General features: G+C 46.2%; 12 protein-coding genes and 1 pseudogene. 4 read left to right on the top strand and 9 right to left on the bottom strand.

The annotated features are described in order from the left end of the window. The first annotated feature begins 72 nt into the window (after positions 1 to 72). Positions 73 to 3,591, top strand: coding sequence for a CHAT domain-containing tetratricopeptide repeat protein (locus RIM23_RS15060; protein WP_446368036.1), 3,519 nt, complete (start codon positions 73 to 75; stop codon positions 3,589 to 3,591). 253 nt (positions 3,592 to 3,844) lie between these two features. On the opposite strand, the gene RIM23_RS15055 is transcribed toward RIM23_RS15060, so the two are convergent. Together RIM23_RS15055 and RIM23_RS15050 are read right to left on the bottom strand one after the other, a co-directional pair. Further along, entirely contained in the window at positions 3,845 to 4,696 is an 852-nt protein-coding gene (locus tag RIM23_RS15055) for a DUF4384 domain-containing protein (protein ID WP_446368035.1), read from the bottom strand. Positions 4,697 to 4,777: 81 nt separating this feature from the next. Further along, positions 4,778 to 6,049, bottom strand: coding sequence for a caspase family protein (locus RIM23_RS15050; protein WP_446368034.1), 1,272 nt, complete (start codon positions 6,047 to 6,049; stop codon positions 4,778 to 4,780). 541 nt (positions 6,050 to 6,590) lie between these two features. Here RIM23_RS15050 and RIM23_RS15045 point away from each other — a divergent pair. After that, complete coding sequence (locus tag RIM23_RS15045) at positions 6,591 to 7,406, top strand: ChaN family lipoprotein (protein WP_446368033.1); 816 nt, start codon at positions 6,591 to 6,593, stop codon at positions 7,404 to 7,406. A 30-nt stretch (positions 7,407 to 7,436) separates the two neighbouring features. Beyond that, positions 7,437 to 7,922: a hypothetical protein gene (locus RIM23_RS15040; protein ID WP_446368032.1), complete on the top strand. Its 486-nt coding sequence runs from the start codon at positions 7,437 to 7,439 to the stop codon at positions 7,920 to 7,922. 190 nt (positions 7,923 to 8,112) lie between these two features. Here RIM23_RS15040 and RIM23_RS15035 read toward each other — a convergent pair whose 3' ends face one another. The 3 genes from RIM23_RS15035 to RIM23_RS15025 form a co-directional block, all read right to left on the bottom strand. Further along, the gene (locus tag RIM23_RS15035; RefSeq protein WP_446368031.1) at positions 8,113 to 8,601 is read right to left on the bottom strand and encodes a Dps family protein; all 489 of its coding nucleotides are present in this window, start codon (positions 8,599 to 8,601) and stop codon (positions 8,113 to 8,115) included. A gap of 252 nt (positions 8,602 to 8,853) precedes the next feature. After that, complete coding sequence (locus RIM23_RS15030) at positions 8,854 to 9,117, bottom strand: ParB N-terminal domain-containing protein (protein ID WP_446368030.1); 264 nt, start codon at positions 9,115 to 9,117, stop codon at positions 8,854 to 8,856. A 225-nt stretch (positions 9,118 to 9,342) separates the two neighbouring features. Further along, positions 9,343 to 12,051 (bottom strand): AAA-like domain-containing protein, encoded by a 2,709-nt coding sequence (locus tag RIM23_RS15025; protein ID WP_446368029.1) that lies wholly within the window; start codon positions 12,049 to 12,051, stop codon positions 9,343 to 9,345. A gap of 241 nt (positions 12,052 to 12,292) precedes the next feature. Here RIM23_RS15025 and RIM23_RS15020 point away from each other — a divergent pair, with 241 nt between their 5' ends. After that, complete coding sequence (locus RIM23_RS15020; protein ID WP_446368028.1) at positions 12,293 to 14,611, top strand: CHASE2 domain-containing protein; 2,319 nt, start codon at positions 12,293 to 12,295, stop codon at positions 14,609 to 14,611. 105 nt (positions 14,612 to 14,716) lie between these two features. Here the strand turns inward: RIM23_RS15020 and RIM23_RS15015 are convergent, their stop codons facing one another. The 4 genes and pseudogenes from RIM23_RS15015 to RIM23_RS15000 all read right to left on the bottom strand — a co-directional run. Then, complete coding sequence (locus RIM23_RS15015) at positions 14,717 to 20,284, bottom strand: two-partner secretion domain-containing protein (RefSeq protein WP_446368027.1); 5,568 nt, start codon at positions 20,282 to 20,284, stop codon at positions 14,717 to 14,719. Between the two features lie 374 nt (positions 20,285 to 20,658). Continuing rightward, entirely contained in the window at positions 20,659 to 21,549 is an 891-nt protein-coding gene (locus RIM23_RS15010) for a DUF928 domain-containing protein (RefSeq protein ID WP_446368026.1), read from the bottom strand. 511 nt (positions 21,550 to 22,060) lie between these two features. Further along, the gene (locus RIM23_RS15005; RefSeq protein WP_446368025.1) at positions 22,061 to 24,937 is read right to left on the bottom strand and encodes a CHAT domain-containing protein; all 2,877 of its coding nucleotides are present in this window, start codon (positions 24,935 to 24,937) and stop codon (positions 22,061 to 22,063) included. Further along, positions 24,891 to 25,334: pseudogene (locus RIM23_RS15000) on the bottom strand (zinc ribbon domain-containing protein); the annotation flags it as partial. The gene RIM23_RS15005 and the pseudogene RIM23_RS15000, both read right to left, overlap by 47 nt. Between the last annotated feature and the right edge of the window lie 131 nt (positions 25,335 to 25,465).

Here is a 25,465-nt window from a genome sequence, read left to right as displayed (position 1 = left end):
CATTGCATAACCTCAACCTCGTAAGACATAGAGAGTAGTGAAGGCGCACAACCCAAACGTGAACATAAACTGATGCATGACCAAAAGCCAACAGAACAACGTCAAACCTATTTTCTCAAGCCAACCTTAGCTTCTCGGCAATGGTTGGTTTATTCCTGTCAGGCTGTAATCACCATCTTCAGCAGCGTTTTCATAGTTGCTGTGGGACAAGATCAGGGGTTATCCCTACCAAAACGCGCTGGAGAAATAGCGCCGATAAAGATCGCCCAAACCGACAAACGTGCTGAAGCCGAAAGACTGACTAATGAGGGATGGCAACTGTTTGAACAAGGGACAGCCGAATCACTGCAACAAGCGATCGAAAAATTGGAAACAGCGCTTCCTCTGTGGCGTGAGGTGGGGGATCAATCAAAAGAGGCTTTGATTAATCTGGCACTGGGTAGAACTCATAATTTATTAGGATTCAACCAAAAAGCACTGGATTATTATGATCAAGCCTTACCTCTTTATCGAAAACTCGAAGATCGCTCTGGGGAAGCAGGCATCCTGAATAATATTGGTCTTGTCTATTCTGAATTAGGAGAGAATCAACAGGCATTGGAGTACTTTCAACAAGCGTTAGCTTTATTCCAAGCTGTGGGTGATCGCTCTGGGGAAGCAGCAATCCTGAATAATATTGGTGGTGTCTATGCTGACTTAGGAGAAAAACAACAGGCATTAGACTACTTGCAACAAGCGTTAGCTTTATCCCAGGCTGTGGGTGATCGTGCCCTTGAAGCGCAAACCCTGACTAATATTGGTCAGGTCTATTATGACTTAGGAGAAAAAAAACAGGCATTGGAGTACTATCAACAGGCTTTACCCTTAAGGCGGGCTGTGGGTGATCGCGCCGAGGAAGCAGCCACTCTGCGTGATATTAGTCGTGTCTATTATGACTTAGGAGAAAAAAAACAGGCATTGGAGTACTACCAACAGGCTTTACCTTTATCCCAGGCTCTGGGTGATCGCACTGGGGAAGCAACAATCCTGAATAATATTGGTTTGGTCTATTCTGATTTAGGAGAAAAACAACAGGCACTAGAGTACTACCAACAAGCTTTACCCTTAAGGCGGGCTGTAGGTGATCGCACTGGGGAAGCAACAACCCTGAATAATATTGGTGCTGTCTATTCTGATTTAGGAGAAAAACAACAGGCATTAGAGTACTACCAACAGGCTTTATCTTTATCCCAGGCTCTGGGCGATCGCGCTGAGGAAGCAGCCATCCTAAATAATATTGGTCGTGTCTATCAGGACTTAGGAGAGAAACAACAGGCATTAGAGTACTACCAACAGTCTTTACCTTTATCCCAAGCTGTAGGCGATCGCGCTGGGGAAGCAAAAACCCTCTCTAATATTGGTGGTGTCTATTCGGAATTAGGAGAAAAACAACGGGCATTAGAGTACTACCAACAGGCTTTATCCTTATCTCAGGCTGTGGATGATCGCGCCCTTGAAGCAGTCACCCTCTCTAATATTGGTCTTGTTTATTCTGACTTAGGAGAAAAACAACAGGCATTAGAGTACTACCAACAGGCTTTACCTTTATCCCAGGCTGTGGGCGATCGTGCCCAAGAAGCAGCAACCCTGAATAATATTGGTATGGTCTATTTAAACTTAGGAGAAAAACAACAGGCATTAGAGTACTTGCAACAGGCTTTATCCTTATCCCAGGCTGTAGAAGATCGCGCCGGGGAAGCGGGCCCCCTAAATAATATTGGTGGTGTCTATTCAGACTTAGGAGAAAAACAACGGGCATTAGAGTACTCTCAACAAGCTTTACCTTTAAGGCGGGCTGTGGGCGATCGCACCGGGGAAGCATTAACTCTCTACAATATAGCCATTACAGAAAGAAATCTAGGCAATCTCCAACTAGCGTTAACTCAAATGCAAGCTTCGATTGACATTATCGAAGATTTGCGGACTAAGGTTGCCAGTCCTGAATTGCGTCAAACCTATTTCGCAACGGTACAAAATTACTACCAATTCTACATCGATCTCCTGATGCAATTGCATCAACAAAACCCGGATCAAGGCTACGATAAACTAGCCTTCCACGCCAGTGAAGGTTCTCGCGCCAGAACGCTATTAGAATTACTCACCGAAGCCAATGCCAATATTCGAGAAGGTGTAGATCCTGACTTACTCCAACAAGAACAAAACTTAAACGCCAAACTCGATGCTACCGAAAAACAACGGATTGAAATATATAGTAATCCTGAATCAACTCCAGCCCAGAAAACCGCTATTGAACAACAACGGCAACAACTGTTAGCCGACTATCAACAACTGCAAGACCAAATCCGGGCAACAAGTCCTAAATATGCTGCCCTGCAATATCCACAACCCCTAACCTTAGAACAAGTCCAACAACAGATTCTGGATGAAGACACTATTCTATTACAGTATGCCTTTGGAATAGAAAATAGTTATCTTTGGGCAGTAACCAAAGATAGCTTAACCAGTTATCAACTCCCTGCCAGAGGTGAAATTGAAACCCTAGCCCGCCGATTTTATAGCCTCTTACAAATTCCCGGTTATGAAATTGGTAATTCCAGAGGCATTGCTAAAGTTGTCCCCCGTGATAATTTAAATTCTGTGGCACAACTGAGTGAACTCCTGTTCGGACAAGTGGCTGAACAATTAACCAAAAAACGCATTGTAGTTGTCGCGGATGGGGCATTACAATACATTCCTTTTGCCGCTTTAGCTACACCCGAAACTTCCGATACCGATACTCCAACCCCTCTAATCAATCAATACGAACTGGTCAACTTACCCTCCAGTTCCACTTTAGCGATTATTCGTGACCAAATTAACGGACGCCAGGAAGCGCCCCAACAATTAGCGATTCTGGCTGACCCGGTTTTTACCAACAATGATAACCGCCTCAAAACTGCCTCCAACCGAGGCACAGAACCGGATTTAAACCAACTCTTACTCAACCGTTCTGTTCGCGTTTCTGAGATTAACTTAAGTCGCCTTCCCGGAACGCGCACTGAAGCGGAAGCGATTCTCAATTTAGTCGCATCAGCCACCCAAGTTAACGCCTTTGACTTTGATGCCAATCGCTCCTTTATCGATAATCCCCAACTGAGAGATTATCAAATCATTCATTTAGCCACTCACGGTATTCTCAATAGTGAAGCGCCCGAATTATCCGGTGTGGTGTTATCGTTAGTGGATGAACAAGGGAATTCCCAAAATGGCTTTTTACGCCTCCATGATATATTTAACCTGAATCTGCCAGCGGAATTAGTGGTATTAAGTGCTTGTCAAACGGGATTAGGAGAAGAAATTCGAGGCGAAGGATTAGTGGGTTTGACGCGAGGGTTTATGTATGCAGGGGCGCCGCGTTTGGTGGTGAGTTTGTGGAATGTGGATGATGCAGCAACGGCGGAGTTTATGACTCGATTTTATCAGTTAATGTTGAATGATGGGTTAAAGCCTGCCCAAGCGTTGCGGGAAACTCAGTTACAAATGCAAGGGGAAACTCAATGGAAATCTCCCTATTATTGGGCAGCGTTTACGTTGCAAGGCGAGTGGAATTAATTGCAAAACCGTAGGGGCGCACCGACGTGCGCCCTCTTTACCGACTTGCCTTTGGCAAACGTAAAATTCTTACATCTCTTGAGACTCTGCCTTTCTTGACCCTGAACGAAGTCGAAGGGTTGATCAACAGAAGAAGGGCTAAAGCCCTTACTACGAACGAACGTGCGTTACGGCGCTTATGTATTGAGATGATAAACGTTGATCCTCAAATTCGCCTAACGCACCCTACGATTACGACTGTTGAGAATAGGGGTTAAACCACATTAAAGGTAATCGAAAGCGCTGCCATTTGTGAGGTGCGAATCCGCCGCCTCACTCCTACTTGTGCGCCTCGACTAACATCATCAACTAAATCATTAATTATCTCCAATGAGTCTTCTCCCCGCGTCGAAACTATCCCCTTTTTCCCTCTGGCAAGGGTACGCATTTTGAGTAAGGCTTTAGTTAAGGGTTGATCACTGGCGACAATTAATACTTCACCCAAGCCAGCCTCTTCAGCTACCAAGACAAATTCATCTATGTTTGGATTGGGAATTAACAGCGTTTGATTGGGTTTAATCCGGGTGGCATTATCCGGATCTTGCCGTGCGTTTTCCTGAAATTCATTAGGAAATAAAACCGTAATTCCAGCAGTTGGATCAACCAACATAATTCCCAAATGTAAATCCTTCTCTTCCCGATTCGTCACTCGAAACTGAAACGCATCTCCCACAGATAATTGATGACTCAAGAGTTGCCCAGATTCGCTGCGACTCCCTAAGGGTGGACATTTACTGTCATCTTGACGACACCCCCGTGGTGTAAACGCTTGGGCAAAAATTTCGGGACGATTTTCTAAACCCATTTTCACCTCTAAATTCAGCCGCGAGGATTCAGCATTGAGTGTCATCCGCATAATTCGCGCCGCTAGCAGAGATTTCAGTTTACCCTGTAACCGTTCAATTCCTTGAGTCACTGTTTCTCCCGGTATGCCAAAGGAATCGGGAATCACTTCTAAGGCTGGAGAAAATAAACCTAAACTATCCACAGGTGGCATTTTTTTCGGTGTGTCTGATGACAATTGACGCTGATACTCATCCGTCATCCGACTAAGAATATAATGCACATCCACCGGATAGGGAAACTCTCCTGGTTGGGGAAGAATCGGTTGAATCCGTTTTAGGGATTCTAGTTCAGTTTTTGCCGTTTATGTCTCCTGATTTAAGGACGGATCAAGCCCAATATGGAGTTTCCAATCACTGGGAATCGTGCGGGCAAATTCCTGTAATAATTCTCCCGGTTGGACGTTTCCTTCGGCTTTGGCTTCAGCGATTAACCCGTTGCGCGAGATTAATTCAACTTTGGGCGTTTCGCCACGACTGCGGAATGGGGGAGTAAAAATAGACCCCTCAGAAATCGCCTCTAAACTCTCTTGGGAAATTCCCCCTAACCAAACTTGTACCCGATTATTTTCAACTCTTGTTACCACACCTTCGGCGGGGAGGGTTTTGGGTTCTGTGAAATAAATTGGTTCTCGTTGATTGCGACTATTCGGGGGAACCTCTACCAGGGGGAGTTGGGTGGAAAGGAATCGCATATCCCGTTCAATTCCCGCGATCGCACTTTCCACATCATGGTTGTTCTGCCATAATGTTTGGGTGAGTAGATAGGTAAACGCTCCCGCATAAAACCCGGGAAAGGGATAATCCGCCGCAAATTGTTCCCGTTGGGCTGAAGCAATCACCGCGCCAGTGGCGACGCCTTGCTGATACAATTTGATAAAATCCTCAGGGGATAGATTCAGCCGTTTTAGCCATTGCTGTTGATACTCGACTTCTTCGGGACTCATCCGGAAATCCATCCCCCCAGGAATCGCCCTAATTTTTACATTTCCCCGGGTTCCGCCCCCAGAATGACAACTATCCAGCACTACAGTAACGTTGTCGGTTTTCTGCTTCAGGGCGAACATGAGTAAAAATAGGGTATGTCCGGTAATTTCATTGACGATACCTTTATCAGCTTGCCAATGTTCATCCGCAGGAACAAAGGAACTATTCAGGGGATAACTCGGATCAATGGGATTGGGATCAATGACTTGTGAACCATGTCCCGAAAAATGAAACACTACCACATCTCCGGGTTTGGCTTGCTGAATTAAATGGGTTTCAAAGGCGGTTAAAATGCCATCACGAGTCGCCTCGGTATCCGTAACTGTCTTGATATCCTCCGGCTGGAACCCGAAGCGATTAATCAGGAGTTGTTCCTGTAAGCGAACATCATTGACGCATCCAGAGAGGCTGGTAAAGCGATCGCTATTGGTGGGATACTGGTTAATCCCCACTAACAGGGCAAGTTTGCGGGGGGTGCTTTGGGCTAAGACTTTACCATAGCGTAAGGATTGGCGCTGTAAATCCAGTTGGTTTAAGCCGACAGTTGCTAAAGCCGAGGTAGCAAATTGGATAAACTGACGACGCTTCATAGATGTCATAAATTTATGATCATAGCGATATATCTCTCAACCTGAGAGACTCATGCAGAATGATGTTGGGGGACAATACAAGTTAACCTGACAATGCGCCTAACGCACGATGGCGGCGTGGCACAGCTAAAATTGTGGATTAAGATTTGTCGATTTTATGGGCGCACGCCATGCGCCCCTACTGTCGTGGCACAGCTAAAATAGGGTTTTGTTTGTAGTAAGCACGAAGAGTGCTATAAAGCTTAGCTGGAGAGGGCTGAAGTTCCCTCACTACGAACAAATTCTAATTCATCAAATAAGGTGTGCCATGCCCCTACAATGATGAATTAGATGATAGATTAAAGATGTCCCCGGATTGACGTGCGACTATAAAAATTGTAAGATTTCAAGCATGGCACAGCTAAACAAGTGGAATCAATTGTAGGTTATTTTGACGTCAGGAAATCTCAGAAAATATAGGCTAAAGCCCTTACTACGAACCCAACTCTGCGCTTTGTCTTTGGGTATCGTTTGCTTCTGTACCCCCCCGGCTGGCGCTCAAATGTCTCATCTGCTGACACAGGCGAATAATCAACCTGTTGAGATGCAGTTTGAAACATCTCCAGAAACGATTCTCCAGGAATTAGTTAAAGCTGATGTCGTTTATCTAGGGGAAATTCATAGTAATCCTGATGACCATAAAGCCCAACTCGAAATTCTGCAAGCCCTTTACGAAGAGAATCCCAAAATTGCCCTAGCGATGGAAATGTTCCAGCGACCTTATCAGGATATCCTGGATCAATACTTAGCCGGACAAATTACAGAAACTCAATTGATTGAGCAAACAGAATATGAACAACGCTGGGGATTTCCCTGGGACTATTATGCCCCCCTATTGCAGTTCGCTCAAACCCATCAACTGCCTGTTTTAGCCTTAAATACCCCCACAGAAATCAGCCGCAAAGTTGCCCGGAATGGCTTAGAAAGTCTCACGAGTGATGAACTCCAGCAGATTCCCCCCCTGGACGAAATTCGTACCGATAACGCTGACTATCGGCAAATGGTTGAAGCGGTTTATAATCAACATCAACAGGCAGGTCATGGTAATAGTGATGGCTTTGAGCGATTTTTCACGGTTCAGGTGCTGTGGGATGAAACCATGGCAGAAGGGATTGCCGATTTTCTTACCGCTAATCCAGATTATCAAGTCGTCGTGATTGCGGGTAGGGGTCATATTGTCTATGGCTATGGTATACCCAGCCGAGTTGCCCGTCGCTTGAGTTATCGTCCCTTAATTCAGCGTTCGGTGCTGTTCGGTATACCGGAAGCCTGGGATGAAAATGGCGCGATCGCAGATTTCTTTTGGCAACCTCGCTAATATAATCTAAAGAAGCACGTTGCTGTTGACATGCACAACCTACCCGATTCAGCCAACCGTTTGCACTATCAAGGGATTTACCCCTGTCCCATCTGTCGTGTGGGTCAAATTCAAGGAATGCCATTAATGGATGCGATGGCTTGTGAAGCCTGTCGTCATATTTTCGTGGCTGACTTGGAACAGCAATTATTGAAAATGACCGATAGACAGCCTCCCCTCACCTGGCGCTGGAATGGTAAAACCTGGGTTGGGGCACACCTACAAGGCGTTGAATGGGGATGGGTTACCTGGATTTTTGCGGCGGTGTTTGTGATTCTACCCGCCACGTTAATTGGGGTAGCGGCTTACACCTTCCCGCCCACACCCGGTAGCCCCTTGGCTTGGCTACCATTGGTTTGGACTGGATTAACCTTTTTATTCCATTTAGCCGTGATCATCTGGCTATTAATGGAGTTTTATCAGTTTCCCCTGGGAGTCTATTTACGAACTCGGCGACGGCGGTTATTAAGGCGTTAAAAACTAAAAAGGCAGAAGGTCGAGGGTTGCAGCCGGACATGATATAAAATTTCAATTGTAGGGGCGGGTTTAGGGACAATTGTAGGGGCGGGTTTAGGGAATCAATTCAGCTAGTCACCAATAACGGAACAACAAAACCCGCCCTCCCCACCGATAACAGTTCAACAAAACCCGCCCTGATTCAAAGGAATTATTTCAACATACTCCGTAGCATCCAAGCGGTTTTCTCATGAGTCCGCATCCGTTCAGTTAACAGGTCAACGGTAGACTCATCATTTGCCCGTTCAGCCGCCGGAAACGCCTCCCGCGCCGTTCTCACCACGGCTTCATTCGCTTCTACCAGTAAACGTACCATTTCTGTGGCTTCCGGAACACCACGGGTTTCGGGAATGGAAGAGAGTTCGGCAAATTCGCTATAACTACCAGGCGCCGGATAACCAATGGTGCGAATCCGTTCGGCAATATCATCCACCGCTACCGCTAGTTCAGTGTACTCGGTCTCAAACATGTTATGTAGCGAGTGGAACATTGGTCCGGTTACGTTCCAGTGGAAGTAATGTGTTTTTAGGTAAAGGGTATAGGTATCAGCTAGCAGGCGAGACAGTCCTTCAGCAATCTCTTTGCGGTCTTGTTCTGAAATACCAATATTGACAGGCGCAGATTTATCAGCAGTTTGCATAGTGGTCTCCTAATTGGCTCCAAAAATAACGTTAACAGAAAAGCTGGTATAGTTCCTTATTTCACAGAGTTTCACGGAAATGAATTAGCCAGTGTGACGCTTTCTTTGAGTGAACGACTACACCCTTTATCCCGTTGCCCAAGGCATCTGGAACTATTTTTCCCACACCAACTGTCAATCTTAAACAATTAGCTATCTGTTACAAATCGTCCTAAAGGATGAACTGTTCTCACTCAACAAAAATGACACTTCTCAGGCTAAATGTCGCATCAATACGGCACGAGGGGCGCGGCGAACCCGGCATTTAATCGTTTCTTTCCCTAGGCGCTGGTGTGCCTCAAATCGGTGACACCCAGAGAATCCGTAATACTCTCCATCAACTTCGAGTACATCAATAGGTTCTCTTAATCCCTCTTCCTGGATGGACTTCATCAACTCCAGTACCTTATTGGCATCATTTTCTCGGGGAAGAGGACGGCGGATTTGCTGTAGCGGAATTTCTCGAATCTCAACCATCGTGCCAGTAACACCTCTGTTCTCCATGTTTACCTCTAAATCATACTCGTTATGAGTTCGACTTGCAACTTAGAGATGGAGTATGGGGGGGTCATGTAGAGACGTGCCATGGCGCGTCTGTGTGTAGGGGCGGGTTTTACCATTAACGGGACGGTTTTCACCCAAATGTGACTAAACCCGCCCCAACGGAGTACCATAATTCTAAGGACAAATGACAAATGACAATTATTTTTGAATCCGCGACAGATCCATATTGCCAAAATTAACAAAAAAGGCAACATTGAGGTTTTCTAAAGATTGAACTAACCAAAAAATATCATTGATGGTTTGACGTTCGTAGTGAGTGAATAAAATCGAAAATCGCTTTTCTAAATCTGGCTTGACTTTACTACACAGAAGAATAATTTTCAGCAATAATCCGGTTGTGCGAATCGGTCCCATATTAGAAATTAAATCGACAAAGAGATAGTGATTGGGATGCTGAGGACTGCTGACTAAGAAACTCAGTAATTGACTACAGGTTCTCAGCAGTAAAAAGTCGTTAATTTTCTTAGAGTCGCTATCGGGTAAGGTGTTTTTGAGGTGTTGAGCCAAACGGTGATTGAATTGATGTTTTCCATAAGCTGGTTCAATTGCTGCTGTTAGGTATTCATATAAATCGGCTTTAAAGGCACGATAGGAGGGCGTTTGATTACTTTGCTTGAGGAAACTTTGGGCTAAGTCTCGGTAGGTATAAGCCCCTTCAACTTTGCCCATAAACTGCTTCAGGGCTAAATAGAGTTCGCGATCGCTTAACAGGGTAGGATTGGGTACAGGTTGAACCAGAGTGGTGTCTGGGGTGGGGGTTTTACTGGACGCTAGTCGCACTCGCCGGATCAAATAAGTGACATATTGAGAGAGATTCATTTCTAATTGCCACTGACGTTGAGTTTGAATGTGGCGGATGGTTTGCTGGTGTTCGTAGGAACTATCTGAACTGAGCAAGGCGTGGGTGTATAAATAGGGGTATCGACAAATCAATTGCCCTAAAGCGGGATTGGAGTCTTGGTGATCGACATTTGCGGTGTGATCAACAACTTTGACTAAACGTTGTAGGGTTTGATAGTCTTCACTTTGAGTAAATTCTCCCAGGAGTTGTCGCAATCGCGTTAATAGTCCAGACGTCGCCCTAATTGCCCTAGGTTGGAAGGGTTTTTCAAATAATGCTACCAATTGCGCGATCGCATGATCTTGATTAGCTTGCATTTGCCAACGGTTGATCAGGATATGACAGCAACGATTGAGAATATGGGTAAAGTCTTGATGACGGGGATTGGCGAGGATAATTCGGTGGAAGGCAGCGATAATATCAGGTTCAGAGTAGTTTTTGGCTTTAATAAATAATTGCTCAAAGCGTTCGATGAGTTGCTGGGGAGATTCTCGTTGTATCCAATAGAGCAAATGATCATATAATATCTGCTCGTCGGCACTTAAAGAACGAGGAACAGACGTTGGCGATAATTCTGGAGGGGTAGGTTTTGGAGTTCGTTGTACTGTAGATATTGTATTTAATTGCTTCTGGGTGTCGCGGTTTCCCTGATCAGAACTGGCGATAGCTTGCTGACGGCTGGTACTTAGGAACTGGTATTCCTTTGGAGTTAAGCGTTTCCCCTTTGCCCAAGCCAAGGCTTCTTGTAATTGGTTTCGGTTCAACAAATAGGACTCATTCTGACATCCACTGGCAAACCAAGCTGTCATGGCACAGTGATAAGGACGAAGATTATCTAGGACTCTTCTCACCCAATCCTGATTAAAGATAGATTCATAGATGCGGTTATAGACTCTCAGAACAGGATGGGCGTACTTCTGTCCGATTGGCTGTTTCACCACTAATCCTGATAGGCGTAATTCTCGTTGTTCCGGGCTATTATCGGCAGGGATTTCTCCTTGGTCGAGAATTTGCTGGTAAAGTGTTAATAGCTGACGGGTGCTGGAACGGTTAGGCAATAGGCGATCGCGGGTGGTGTAGCGACAAAGGCGATCGCGAATGGTTTTCAGGTGTTCCGGTTCATCTTTGGCTTCCCAGTTTTCCATAATGTGCGATCGCACCAACTGTTCAATCCACGCGCCAATCTGGGATTTATCCTGGGGAATCTTGGTGGGAAGAGAGAGTTCGGCTTGGTGGAGGACAATCTGACACAGCTTTTGAGTCAGAAAGGGTTTACCACCTGTCCAGGTTAATATTTCTTGGATGATGGCGGGGGAATAGTTAACTTTGGCGGCTAATCCCTGGGCTAACGGTAAACATTCATGTAATTGAAAGCCTGTCAATTCAATTGCCCGACCAATATTAAACGGGGTGCTATTCTTATCTTGCATTAACTCCGAGGGAGTCGCGACACCCAATAGGGCAAATGTGAGGCGTTGGTAGGCGGGATAATCGGCGCGACTATCATAACAGGCGCGAATCGCGGCTAAAAAGTCATCGACGCGAAAGTTTAAGCTGAGAACACTATCAATTTCATCGACAAAAATAACAATCCGTTGGGGAATCGCCGGCAGCAGGATTCGTTCAATAAACTCACTGAAGCGTTGTACGGGGGAGAGTAAATCGCGATCGCGCCACCATCGACGTAAGTTAAATTGTTGGGTGAGATCGAAACTAATCACCAAGCGACGGACTAAGCCAGCATACCATTGCTCTGGGGTCAGATTTTGGCAACCAATCTTAGTCAAGTCAATCGCCGCACAAGCAAATCCTTCCTCTTGTAAGCGGCGCATGGTTTGCACCCGTAAGCTAGATTTCCCCATCTGTCGGGAGTTGAGGACATAGCAGAAATTCCCAGCCTTTAACCCGTCGTAGAGTTCAACATCGGCTTGTCGCCACACATAAGTGGGAGAATCGGCGGGGAGGCATCCGCCAAATTGGTAGTTGTAGGCTAAGGTGGTATTCATAGTCAATGCCCTGGCAAAACGCTGCATCGGTAGGAGATCGGGTAGAGCGAAGTACTAAAAAAAGGGGTTACACCCCTCAGCGTAAACTATTTGTAAACATTTAATTGGCATACCGCTACACTCCACACCCCTGACCCCCAATCAGCGACAGTAGGGGTTTGGTAACCTTTCCCCCTACTACGGCGTGGTGAGGAATCGCCGTCCTTGTAGGGCGGTGAAGATGTCAATCTTGCCTATTTAGATGCACCTGAGCTTTTCTAGATGCCAAATCGGTTTAGCAGAGGATAAGATTACGGCTAAACCTGTCTCTTTGCGTGGATCGATTGAGTTTATGTGGGCAAGCCTGAGAAAACAACTCTGGCAATGGCGTGGTGTGTTCATTGCTGCTCCCAGTGTAGCCGGAATCGTCATCGGGTTATGGTGGGCGGGATGGCTGCAAGAACTGGAACTCGCCGCCCTGGATCAATTTTTTCGCTGGCGTTCAGCCGAAGCGGTGGACTCACGGATTGGGATTGTTGAAATTAATGAGCAAGATATCCAAAAAATAGGTAAGTGGCCCCTATCCGATCAAAGGCTTGCCCAGTTACTAACAATACTTAAACAACAACAGCCAAGAGCCATTGGTTTGGATCTGTATCGCGATTTACCTGTAGAGCCAGGGTATCAGGAATTGGTCAAGGTTTTTCAATCAACTCCGAATTTGATTGGTATTCGTAAGGTAGCCGGAGATGCTGAGGGAACGGCGGTTAATCCACCACCAGTATTGAACGAATTGGGTCAAATTGGGGCGAATGATTTGGTGGTAGATAGTGATGGTAAAGTTCGTCGCGGTTTACTGTCTCTGGGAACTCCATCTGGGGAAATTATCCCTAGTTTTAGTACGATGTTGGCTTTGATTTATTTAGAGGCTGAAGGAATTACGCTTGAGGAAGTAGATGCTGAGGGAAATCAATATCAGTTGGGCAAAGCTGTGTTTACCCGTTTAAATCAGCATGATGGGGGCTATGTCCGCACAGATGTGGGTGGATTTCAGATAGTATCTAATTTTCGCAATCTTAGGCAAGGTTTTCAGTCGATTTCGATCACGGATGTCCTAGAGGGAAAAATACCAAAGGATTGGGGACGCGATCGCGTGATTTTGATTGGGATTACGGGTGAAAGTGTCGCTGATAACTTTTTTACCCCCTATAGTCGCGGGTTGGTAAGTCGATCACCGGGGGTGGAAATTCATGCAGATGTCGTCAGTCAGATGCTGAGTGCGGCGCTAGAAGGGCGTCCTCTGATTCGGGTTTGGTCAGAACCCTGGGAGATTTTGTGGATAGTGGTTTGGGCGGTAGTCGGGGCGACGTTGACCTGGGGACAGCGCTATCGGGGGGGTGTGACTGCGCGATCGCCGATTAAGGTTGTGAGTCTGATTTTCGTTGGCGGTGGCTTGGTTGGTGGCTGTTATTGGGCGTTTCTGAATGGGTGGTGGATTCCCGTGGTGTCGCCGATTCTGGGGTTAATCGGGTCTGCGATCGCGATTATGGGGTATCTGGCTTACAATGCAGGTCAGATGCGCCGGATATTTGGTCGTTATGTCAACGATGCAGTAGTGGCAAATTTGCTGGAGACGCCTCAGGGATTGCGCTTAGGTGGAGAAAATCGCCAGGTTACAATTCTATTTTCTGATTTAAGGGGATTTTCGGCAATTTCCGAGCGAGTGTCACCGGAGATGGGGGTGAGGGTAATTAACTATTACTTGGAAGTGATGACGGATGTGATTGACCAGTATCAGGGTGTGATTAATGAGATCATGGGCGATGGGATTCTGGTTATATTCGGTGCGCCGATGGAACGAGAGGACGATTCCCAACGCGCGATCGCTTGTGGGATTGCGATGCAGTTGGCGATGGCAGATGTGAATCAGTACAATGAAACCTTAAATTTGCCTCCTTTAGAAATGGGGATTGGTATTCATGGGGGGGAAGTGTTGGCGGGGAATATTGGCTCCCAAAAACGGGCAAAATATACGGTAATGGGGAGTCCGGTTAATTTAGCATCTCGGATTGAATCCTATACCGTTGGCGGACAAGTTTTAATTTCTCAGGATTTGTTGAAACAGGTAGGTTCAATTCTCAGAGTGGATGGGGAATTGCACGTCCACCCCAAAGGATTTACCGAACCAATTACGGTTTATGAAATTGGTGGAATTGGCGGATATTTTAATTTGTTTTTGCCGAAACCAGAAGCCGATTTTGTTGTGTTGGGGCAAGGAATCCCCATCCAGTATACGGTTTTAAAGGGGAAGCATTTGGGGGAGACAGTCTGTCAGGGGGCGATTGTCAAATTATCGACTCATGGGGCTGAGATTCGCACCAAAAAGTCTGTGGAATTGTTCAGTAATCTCAAGATTAATTTAGTCACCGGGACAGGAAAAGCAAAGGGATTGGGGGATATTTACGCAAAAGTAGTGGAAGAATTGGTAGATAGTCCGACTCATTTTGGTATTCGGTTTACTGGTATTCCCCCAGAAATAGCAGCCTTACTTTCTTATTTACGTCAGTTCCCCTCAGATTAATTTCCGATACCCTCCTTACCCTCGTTCCCAGGCTCTGCCTGGGAATGCCTTTGCAGAGGCTCTGCCTCCCGTACTAGCGGCAGAGGTGCTGAATTGGCAATGTTTTTACGGGTATGCCATTTCCGAAACCTGACAATTGACGGAATTTTGCCAACTGCTGTGAGGCGTTCCATTAGGAACATTAGCTGTCAACACAACATTACCCTGCTCATCAATAATCCAACCTTGGGCTTCAATAATTTGCTTGGGAGGATGATAAATAGGAGAATTCTCCCCATCTGCTTGTCCTTCTATTTCCTCATCTTCTTCCCTGGCTATCACCGTGCCAAAATCATCTTGTACCAAATCAGGACTGAATAAATCCGTTGGGTTTTCAGGTAAACCACCTCGTCCAGTAACAGTAAATTGACTCTGACGATTACTAGCTGCACAGGTTCGGTTAATTTGTCCTGATGGGTCAACTAAAGTGCTAGGTAATTGAGTCAGTCCGCGACTGGGATCAATGGATACATTAGTTATGACTTGACCAGGATTGCCAAACTGAGAACTGGCATCAATATCATTAGTACGATTTCCCTCAATAGCTGGACGTTCTTCAATGCCGAAAATGCCTTCACCTGTAATGGTAATCCGACCCCCATCACCCCGTTCAGCGCTAGCAATAATATCACTACCGTTAATACCTTCTGGGGGTAGGACTAAAAGAAAAATGCTTTCTATGTCAATATTACCGCCATTGGCATCACCAGAGGCTTTGGCAGAAATCAGGCTTTCATTGGTCATAATTAACGTGTCTAAGTTTTGTAGACTAATATTCGCCCCGCCTTCTACACCACTGATTCCAGTTTCTGCGGTGAGTTGACCTTGGTCTAACTGTAGGGAGTTTGCCTGAATCGTTAGATTTCCGGCTTGTCCAGAGGGACTACTTACGGTTACTGATGCTCTATCTCGGACAGACATCTGAGTTGTGTCAACAGTTAAGTCGCCGGCTGTACCGCCTTGAGTAGCTGCAACCGATAAACCACCTACTCCGTTTAAGTTTACAGAGTCAGTCGCATTGATGTTTAAGCTTCCGGCTGTACCTGTTTGAGTTGATGCCGAAATCAGACTATTGTTTACGGTTAAGGTGTTTAAGCCTTCTAGGGTAATATTTTCACTAACACCAGAAATATTAGAGGCTGAGAGTTGCGAATTTTCACTTAAGGTTAACTGTTGAGTATTAATCGTCACCCCCCCAGCCTTACCGCCTTCTCCAGTAGCCGCAACGGATAGATTACTGTTGCTTACAGATACCGACTCAACCGGATTTTCTCCTGAATTAATACTGACACTTCCGGCTGTTCCGGTTTGTGTCGATGCCGATATTTCACTATTGTCAGTAAGCTGTAAGTTCTCTAATTCCTGTAAAATAATGTCTTGGCTAACACCCGAAATGTTGGAGGCTGAGATTTGCGAGTTTTCACTTAATGTTAACTGTTGAGTATTAACTGTCAAACCCCCAGCCTTACCGCCTGCGGATGTGGCTGCAACGGATAGGCGACTATTATCACTCACTTGCACCGAATTAGCGGGATTGGAGTCAGCATTAATGGTTAAGCTTCCCGCTTCACCGGTTTGAGTCGAGGCGGATATTGCACTATTGTTGCTAACTGTCAAGGTATCCAACCCTTCTAGGATAATACCTTCACTGCTACTGAAAACATTTGATGCCAATATCTTTGCATCATTTTCCAGGTTCAACTGCTGGGTATTGATACGAACTTCTCCTGCATTGCCACTGCTTATAGCTGCCGCCGACAGTTCAACGCCATCTTTTAAAGTAAGTTGAGGAGTCGTGACTAATACACTGCCAGCATCCCCTGTACTCCTGCTTTCTACCGCTAACCTTCCCTGTCCAGCAATGGTAATCGCTTGCGGCGCACTGAGGATTAAATCGCCACCTTTGCCACTTCCAGATGTAGAAGCTGATACTTGGGAGTTGGGCGCTAGGGTAATATCTAGAGTTGATTGATCCTGATAAGGTTTCAGGGTTAAGGTTCCGGCGGGGGTTTTTCCCTCGGTTTCGGCAAAGACACCCACGATTCCGGCTAAATTCATGGTGGACGCATTTAAGGTGATACTGCCACCTCCCTCTGTATTAGTGGCGGTATCGGTGGCGGTTGCGGTAATTCGGGCAGTGTCGGAGAGGGTTAAAGTGGGGGTATTAATAATAATGCTTCCAGCTTTGCCTGCGTTATTGGTTTCTACAGACAGAACCGGGGAAAAATCATCCACACCAATGCCGAGATTCACAGCAGTAGGGGCATTAACTGTAATGATGCCACTATTGCCACTACCGTTGGTGAAGGCAAAAACTTTTGCTCCCCTAGCAACGGTTAAGGTGGAGGTGTCTAAGGTAATGTTTCCGGCGTCTCCTGTTCCTGTGGTTGAGGTGGACAGTTCTGTTTGTTGTATGTCTAAATTGTTGCTGGTAATCTGAATATTGCCAGCATCACCTGCGCCGAGGGTTTCTGTGGTAATGGTTCCTTGTCCCTGAATCGTTACGGCGTTGGGAGCTATGATCGTTAAGTTGCCTCCGATTCCTTGGTTAGAGGTGGAAGCAGAAATGGCAGTATCCTGTTCAAGGTTAATATTGAGGTTTTCTCCGTTCGGATGGGATTGAAGAGTAATAGTTCCAGCACTGCCAATATTTTCCGTGGTAGTGGCGATGTTGGCACCGTTTTGCAGAGTTAATTCCGGGGTGGTGAGGGTAATACTTCCGGCATTACCAAAGTTAGTAGTTCCTGCAAATATTCCACCGCGTTGAGGTGTGTCCTGGTAGGAATACAAACCTTGGAAGGTTATTCCACTTCCGGCATTAATTGCGATATTTCCTGCCTTGCCGATGTTGCTGGTATTACTAATAACTTGACTATTATTGAACGTGACTATACCTGGGCTGGTTAGGGTGACATTCCCAGCATTATCGCTACCGTTGGTGTCACTTTCAATAGAACTATCGTTGAATGTGAGATCGCCTAAACTGGTGACAATGACATCTCCGGATTCTCCTTGACCACCAACTTCCAAGGTTATGGTTTTACCAGACCATTGGTTCATCACTTCTACCCGCCTGCTAGTTAGGATACGGGTATTCGTCACGGATAAATCCTCAAACCCCTTTATCGCAACATCTCCAGCTTGAGCAGAAGATGATAGAGTTAAGATTTCCAGGTTCGTTATGTTATTTTGAGCTGCCACCGTCACGTTTCCACCGCTTCCTGCTTTTCCTTCCTCAGAGAGGGCAAAGGAAGCCACGAGTGAGTTAGGAGAATTTCCGATAATATCGCCACCTCTAGCGATGAGGGAAATTTCTCCCCCATTTCCAGCATTCCCAGAAGCCGAATACGAGTACGAGTTCAATTCGCCGTTGGTATTGATATCACCGGAGTTAGAGGAAAGAGAAATCGCCCCCCCATTCCCAGAGTAAGAGTAAGAGTTCAAAGAACCGTTGGTAGTGATATCACCGGAGTCAGAGGAGAGAGAAATAGCTCCCCCATTCCCCCCATTCCCCGAATAAGAGGAAGAATCGGAGGACATATACACGGAATCAAAAGTGATATCTCCACTCGCACTTAAGCGGATCTCACCCCCATTTCCTGCATTCCCCGAATAAGAGCGCGAACTAGAGGCTATCTCTGACCCATACCCAGAAAAAGTGATATTGCTGCCCGCGCTCAAGCGGATTTCACCCCCTTTTCCACTATTGCCATAAAAATAGTCGGAGTAGGAGTACACCCTTGAGTAATCCCCAAAAAAATTGATATTACTGCCTGCGCTCAAACTGATCGCCCCGCCATTTCCACCATTGCCATCAGCAGAAGATTCGTCATAAGGCATTGAGAAGGATTCCACCTGTGACCAATCCCCAAAAAAAGTGATATCGCCACCCGCACTCAAGCGAATCTCACCCCCATTTCCACTATTGCCAATAGAGATAGAGCTCACATAGGAGCTTTGATCTGAGCTATACCCAAAAGTGATATCGCCACCCGCACTCAAGTGGATCTCTCCTCCATTTCCGCTATTGCCAGAAGAGATAGAGCCAGAGTTCACATCTGAGTTATCTCCAAAAGTGATATCGTCACCCGCCCTCAAGCGGATTGCCCCCCCATTCTGGGTATCCCTAAAGTCCGAGTACGAGGAGGAGTTCAAAGAACCAGTAGAGATATTACCATCTGCTTTTAAATTAATTGCCCCTCCAGTAACTAAAGAGGTGCTAATATTCCCCAACGTCAAACTCGCACCATTAATAACAATATCCCGCCCATTGGTTTTGAGGGTATCTCCGCCAGTGTCCTCCATAACCACCGCACCCACCCCGTCACTATCTGCATCAGCCGTTAATGCAATCCCCCCACTCCCAGGCGCAAACTCTAAAGCATCATCCGCTAAATCCTCAATCCAAATATCGTTAGTCGCCTGTAAAACAACATTCGTATCCCCCGCCAATCCTTCTAACTCCGACTCATAAATCGTCGTTGGTGCTGTATCATCAATCTCACTCAACGGCGTACTCAGAATCGCCCCCGTTACTCCCGAATTATTCCCGGCAAAACTATCCTCACCATCAACCCCACTATCCCCATTACCATTGGCAATCCGAATATCTGTCGGGTCAAGCAACAACGTCCCCGCTAACCCAAAAACTGCACTGGTATCCACGTTTCCACGAAATATCAGATGTTGCTTCCCCGATACCTCAACCAATCCCCCATTTCCCCCATTAGCTCCCCCACGGGCGTTAATATTGCCATAAAATCCCGTTACCTCATCCGCCCAAACAATCACCGTACCCCCATCTATACTTCCCCCACTTAATGATGGGCTAGGGGAGGTCGCATCGGCATTAATTGTTACCTCTTTCCCCACAAAAGTTCTTGCCGCATTGGGAACATCACCGTTTCCCTGAAAGGAGCCGCCAATCAATACCGTACCGCCACCCGTTTGTGAGGACACATCAATGCGGGCATTATCCAATAATCCTACCCGTTCCCCTAACACCATCACCGTTCCCCCTGATGCCACCAGAGAACCTGTACTTGTCACTTGATTCCCGTATAACGCCAGAGTTTGTCCCGACTCCACCGCTAAATTTCCCTGATGATTAATATCTCCCGTCGGTGGCGTGCCATACTGCAATCCTGGCGTAACATTAATCGTCAATAACGGTGGTGCTTGAGGATTGGTGGCACTAAATTCACTGCCATTGGGAAAGGTAAAACTGTTGGCTGTAGACCCGACAAACGACCCACCAATATCTAACTGTGCATTTGCCCCAAAAACTATCCCATTGGGATTAATTAAAAATAGATTTGCCGTGCCATTTGCGCGAATCAATCCATCAATATCTGAAACCTTTAAACCTGTCACCCGACCAAAGATATTTTCAATTTGTACAGCATTATTAAAGAATGCCTCACCCCCCGTCTGCACAGAAAATTCTTCAAAACTATGGAACAGATTGACTCCTCGCACCGTTCCCCCTTCAATCAGGCAAACCGGACATCCCGTAACCTGAGAATTCACCGGAAGGGTATTATCCGGTAAAATTTGAGCCGATGCTGTCGTGACATTTGCCCAAAAGCCAAAAACAACACTGCTAATCCAAAAGGGGTTTGTCAATTGTTTCATCGTCGTTTGCCTTGATAGCTTTCGTTTTTCATCACGGAAAAGAAAACTTTGTTGAACTTTGCGCCCTAAGCTAACAACTCGTAGGGGCGACCCCCTTGCCTAAATTAACAACTTTAGCCACTCAATTTGATCGGGTCGCCCTCTTCAAATTATGGAATAGATTTTACAGGTTTTATCAGCGCACCTTGGTGGTTTTCCGGGCGCACGTCGGTGCGCCCCTACGATGCTAATTGATCAATTTAGGTGGAATGGCACGCTCAGATGAGGCTGGTGGGCAATGCCCACCCTACGGTATATCAACGGTTTTGGCGAGCGCCAAATGTTTATTGAGCGTCCCATTGAAATTAGGTGCGCCATACCATTCGATTGCCACATTACTCCTTTTGTTGTCTATTCATCTTCCCCTCGGCATTGTTTTCACTAACCTGTATGTCTTCAAAATTTGATATCAATGGTGCATGGGTAATATCTTCTAACTCAGCATATTGCAACAAAGTTTCCCACGCTGATACCACCTCTGGGTTATTCGGTTGAGTTTGGCGAAGTGCCGCCAGATTGACCACCGCATCCTGCCAAATTCCAGCCTGAGCAAACACCGCCACTTGCTCTAAATCGGTCACTTGATCTAATGAACGGGTTAAGATTGAATCCGGTGAGACGCGGCGGATTGATCCCTCTACAAAGGGATCATTGGGATCACCGACTTGGCAAGTCATTGACACTAACCATTTATAATCTTTATCGACTGCTAAAGGCGGCGCATTTTCAGATAAACTAATACTATAAATTCCTGGTGTTTCTGTTAAATTAAGCTGGGCATTCTCACCCATTTGCTGACCTTCTTCATCTTCCATTCTTAGTTCTAGGATTTGAGCAGAAGTGTGTGGAACATAAACCAGAAATGTGGGTTTCTCTGATACCGTTAACTGGAAATTCACCCCAACTGGCGATGGCTCTGATTCGTTTAACGGTTGGTTATCTAAGACAGAGGGTACCAGTACCGTCAGGGATTGAGCGGCGCTAGCATCTGCCGCAACACCTTGATCCCCTGAACATTGCCCATCATTTCGCCTTCCTCCACCTGTGGTTATCCCTGGTGCAGGTTGGCTTGGGTTCGGTTTAAAAATTACCTGTTTTGACTGACGATTAGATGGCGTTTGAGTCTGTGCCTGTGCTGCGATGAAGAAACCAGGCATTATCCCCACTTCTACTAAAACAGAAGCGGAGAAAAATACAACAGACTGAGGGAGTTTTGTCCAAACCATAATCCTCTCCTAATCACAATTGAACTTACGTCGTATCTTGAGCCTGGTTTTTGGGTTGAATGGTTATAGCGTCAGCACTCTATTATCCATTCGACTGAAATATATTTTTCTCAAACCAATAGAGTTAATCCGAACAAATTTTTAAATTGATGCATCCGCTGAGGGGTAAATTCATCCTGGGTAAAGGGGAAAACTATTTTGCCTATCCTCTTCAACTAAAACCCCTGAAAAGCAAGAGTTCTAGTTCAATCCGGGAAACTTAGGCTCAGTTGCTCTACTTATTCAAAACAGGGGTAAAGCCTCCCTAGTGAGCATCCTTGAGACTAGCTTTCAACTTCAGTTCATACAAATAATTAATTATACACCTTTTTTCAGGTTATCTCTGTTAGAGACTGTCGGGTGTCTTAGCAAAGCGTAACACCTGCCAATAGGGTGGGTTATGGCACACTTGTTTTAGGTTGTAGATTAGGTTGACCAGAATATAGGGCTAAAGCCCTTACTACAAACTTCTTCAAAGCCAATTTCCTACCAAAACAAAGGGTGCCCAATAGTAAGGATTTCTAAATCTCGACTGCTGCAATAGCGCCACCTGAGCTTGACGCAACGCTTCCGCTTTGGTGACATTGGCTTGTGCCAATACCTGATAAAATTTCACCATCAACGTAGCCGTAGACTGGTCATCCACTGACCATAATGTCGCCAACGTACTCCGCGCCCCCGATCGCACCGCGACTCCGGCTATTCCCAACGCCGCCCGTTTGTCACCTGCGGCGGTTTGACAAGCACTCAATACCAACAATTCAATGGGTTGACGTTTCCTGTCCTCCCGCACCTGAAGAACTTCAGCCAATTGTTTCACACTGACGCGATCGTCCCACGCCAAAATAAAGGTATCTTCAGCATTGGAACTAAACTGACCATGAGTGGCTAAATGAACCACCGGAAATGGCGCAGCACTAATCTCTTTTTGCAACGCAGCGCTGGTAAATTGCTGATTTAGTAGCACCTGCGCCGGAATCTCCGCCTGAATCTGCTGTATCTCCGACTCGACACCCGGTAACGGGGGAAAATTCTGTTTGGCTTCACTCAATCCCCCAACTAAAACCTTGATGGAGGTGCGGGTTAAGGGTTGGGGTTCCAGGATTTGCAGACTGGGAGTCAAGGCTACACTATAGTTCTCAATTAGATATTTTTCACCATCATATAATGCTGCTATCGGTATACTCTTGAACGAACCATCTAAGGCAAACACCAAGGTTTTAATCTCAGAAGCGGCTAACTCTGTCTCAATCGGTTGCACCAACCAATTATATAATTGTTTAAACAGGGGTAATCGTTCGCGATCGCTCGCCACACGTCTGAGAGAACGGCGGGTTTGATTTAATACGTCTTCCACTTCCGCCTCAGATAAGGGAGTCGCATAATGTCGTAGTGGTTGGTTGGCGATCGAAACAATTACCTCCAATCGATCCGGTAAAATAATCGGATAAATAACTGCCCCATTAGTATCAACTTGGTCAACAGGTTCTGGTTGAGCCGTTAAACAAGCCTCGCGAAAGAAATTATCTAATTCTGCCAATTGTAGCGATTCAATCACCTCACGGGCTTGAACTAAATTCTCCTGATTAATCTCTTTATCACTGGGTTGCAACAGTAAGCTAACCAGTTGGCGATAAATCGGTTCCACACTCTCTCGAAACGAGAACTGTAACTCCAAATTCGTCGCCACCAAATCATTCCGCAGGGAATTGAGAGAGTGAATCGCTTCTTTATAAGCCGCAACGGCGCTCTTGATAGCGGAATCATCGGCAATTCCTCGGTCTATTTGGGCTTTCAGTAGTCGTCCTAACTGCCATTGCCACAAATAAGCAATATCGGGAGAATTTACCGATTGAGCTAATAGTAACGCCTGTTCTGTTAGGGTTTTCGCTTCAGACGATTGTTGAATATACTCGTAAATATGACCCAAATAACCCAAGGTGTAGGATTCAGCCCGTTGATCGCCTAATTCCTTTGCTTGCTGTATTCCGATAGTCAGAATTTGAGCCGCCGTTTGTGGGTTCAGGGTGGATTTAGTGACGTTAACGGTTTTCCCAAAAAAGTTATTAGTCAAATCCACCCCTAGGATGGGGAATGGGGCGGGTTTAGTTACGTTAGCGGTTTTATCGGAAAGGTGATTGGTAAAACCTGCCCCTACAATTGGGAATGGGGCGGGTTTAGTTACGTTAGCGGTTTCCTCTAGAAGGTTAGAAGTAAAACCCGCCCCTACAATCACTGATTCATGACGCCATAGTTTCAGCAGACTTTGGCTAAAATTAATTCTGGCATAAATCGTGCTACGAGTTGTCGGTAAATTGGTAAATTGGGACTGTATTTTCTGGGCTAAGGCTTTTGCTTCTGCCCAGTTTTCTAGTTCTATAAATAAACGCAGTTGATTTAACTGCGCCTGTAGGGTTGTCGTGGGTGAAACAGAAGACGCGATCGCGTTTTGATAAAAATCAATCGCCGCCTTTAATTCTCCCTGACTATACGCCGTATTCCCCAAGCTCAAAAACGCCGCCGTTATCCCTGAAGATAATTCTAAATTTTGGGCAATAGCTAAACTTTTCTGTAATACTGTCTCCGATTCGTCCAAGTCACCCACTAAGCGCAAAGTATCGCCAAAACTCAACAATCTCGCCGCCTTAATCGCCGAATCCGGCTGATTTTGCAACCGTTGGTTCACCTGTTCTAATGTCGTCTTCACTCGCGGATAAAACCCTAGAACTCGCAACGCTTGCGCCTGATTCATCAAGCTACGCACCACCCCAATTTCATCGTCCACCTGGTGATAGGTTTCTGTGGCTTCCTCCCACGTCTTCAGCGCCTGTTCCGGTTGTCCCTGTGCCAGTTGCAGCTTCCCCTGGGTATTCAGCGCCTGTGCCAGAATTGTCGTGCGATCGCGACTCGCCTTTTCGGTTTGTAACCGTTGTAAACTCTTCTCAATTGCCTGATTCGCTGGCGTCCATTGTCCCAATTGCTGATAGGCGAGCGCCAGATTGCTCAGTACCATGGCTTGATTCAGGGAATCTCCTTGACTGGCAAACCTATCCGCTGCTTGCTTCCAAGCGGTTACAGCAGCGGCAAATTCGCCCGACTGGTATTTTTGTAAACCCCCTTGCACCAATTCAGCCGAATTGGAGGTAGAAACCTGAACCGCTGAAGTATTGGGAATAGCTGCATTCACCTCATGAATTCCCATTCCTCTGGGAAAATCTCTCCACGCCAACACCACCGTCAAAACAGCAGTTAAACCAACTAAGCTTAGATACTTTAGGAATTGCTTCAACGACTCCACCCTGCTACACTTCACCTGACGGCTCCGTTTCACCGAGGGTGGAGATTGCATCTATCGTCCAGCGCAGCTCCGAATACCTCGAAAGGCGTTCGGCTTTGCCTTCATCCGACGACGCATTAGGGACGGCTGAAAAACGCCCCTTACTCTCCCAGTCTTGCCGAGAGAGCAACACTCTAAGTGCAACATTCCTAGCGCCAACTAAATCAGCATGGAGAGTATAACCGCATTGCTGACACACAAAAGTTAGACCCTTGTTGGGTCTATTTTCTTTGGATGTGTGACCGCAGCATGGACAAGCCACAGAAGTGTAGTGAGCGTCTACTTTTACAGCCAAACTTCCAGACAGCACAGCCTTGTAGTCAATGAAGCCGTGTAATTCGGCAAATGACCAACGAGCCTTGTTGCTGTTAGCTCGACGTTGTTTCTTAGATGCTTTTTTACCGTTCCTAAAATTCCCGACAAAACCTGACATCTCAAAAAAGAGACAGTTGGGTATAGGTGGGAGACGTTGACCGAACAGCGTTGTCAACTGGTGCTGAGGAATCCCGCCTCAGTCTAGAAGTGCCTTGTGGCTTCCCA

This window comes from Coleofasciculus sp. G3-WIS-01, assembly GCF_040223135.1.
In the GTDB taxonomy this organism is placed as follows: Bacteria; Cyanobacteriota; Cyanobacteriia; order Cyanobacteriales; family Coleofasciculaceae; genus Coleofasciculus.
The sequence above is the reverse complement of the archived record's forward strand: the minus strand, read 5'-3'. Positions and strand labels throughout refer to the sequence as shown.

Excerpts from the sequence above, each read along its gene's own strand:
- RIM23_RS15060 (WP_446368036.1), top strand. The coding sequence starts at position 73 with ATGCATGACCAAAAGCCAACAGAACAACGTCAAACCTATTTTCTCAAG.
- RIM23_RS15050 (WP_446368034.1), bottom strand. The coding sequence starts at position 6,049 with ATGAAGCGTCGTCAGTTTATCCAATTTGCTACCTCGGCTTTAGCAACT.
- RIM23_RS15045 (WP_446368033.1), top strand. The coding sequence starts at position 6,591 with ATGTCTCATCTGCTGACACAGGCGAATAATCAACCTGTTGAGATGCAG.
- RIM23_RS15040 (WP_446368032.1), top strand. The coding sequence starts at position 7,437 with ATGCACAACCTACCCGATTCAGCCAACCGTTTGCACTATCAAGGGATT.
- RIM23_RS15035 (WP_446368031.1), bottom strand. The coding sequence starts at position 8,601 with ATGCAAACTGCTGATAAATCTGCGCCTGTCAATATTGGTATTTCAGAA.
- RIM23_RS15030 (WP_446368030.1), bottom strand. The coding sequence starts at position 9,117 with ATGGTTGAGATTCGAGAAATTCCGCTACAGCAAATCCGCCGTCCTCTT.
- RIM23_RS15025 (WP_446368029.1), bottom strand. The coding sequence starts at position 12,051 with ATGAATACCACCTTAGCCTACAACTACCAATTTGGCGGATGCCTCCCC.
- RIM23_RS15020 (WP_446368028.1), top strand. The coding sequence starts at position 12,293 with ATGCACCTGAGCTTTTCTAGATGCCAAATCGGTTTAGCAGAGGATAAG.
- RIM23_RS15015 (WP_446368027.1), bottom strand. The coding sequence starts at position 20,284 with ATGAAACAATTGACAAACCCCTTTTGGATTAGCAGTGTTGTTTTTGGC.
- RIM23_RS15010 (WP_446368026.1), bottom strand. The coding sequence starts at position 21,549 with ATGGTTTGGACAAAACTCCCTCAGTCTGTTGTATTTTTCTCCGCTTCT.
- RIM23_RS15005 (WP_446368025.1), bottom strand. The coding sequence starts at position 24,937 with ATGCAATCTCCACCCTCGGTGAAACGGAGCCGTCAGGTGAAGTGTAGC.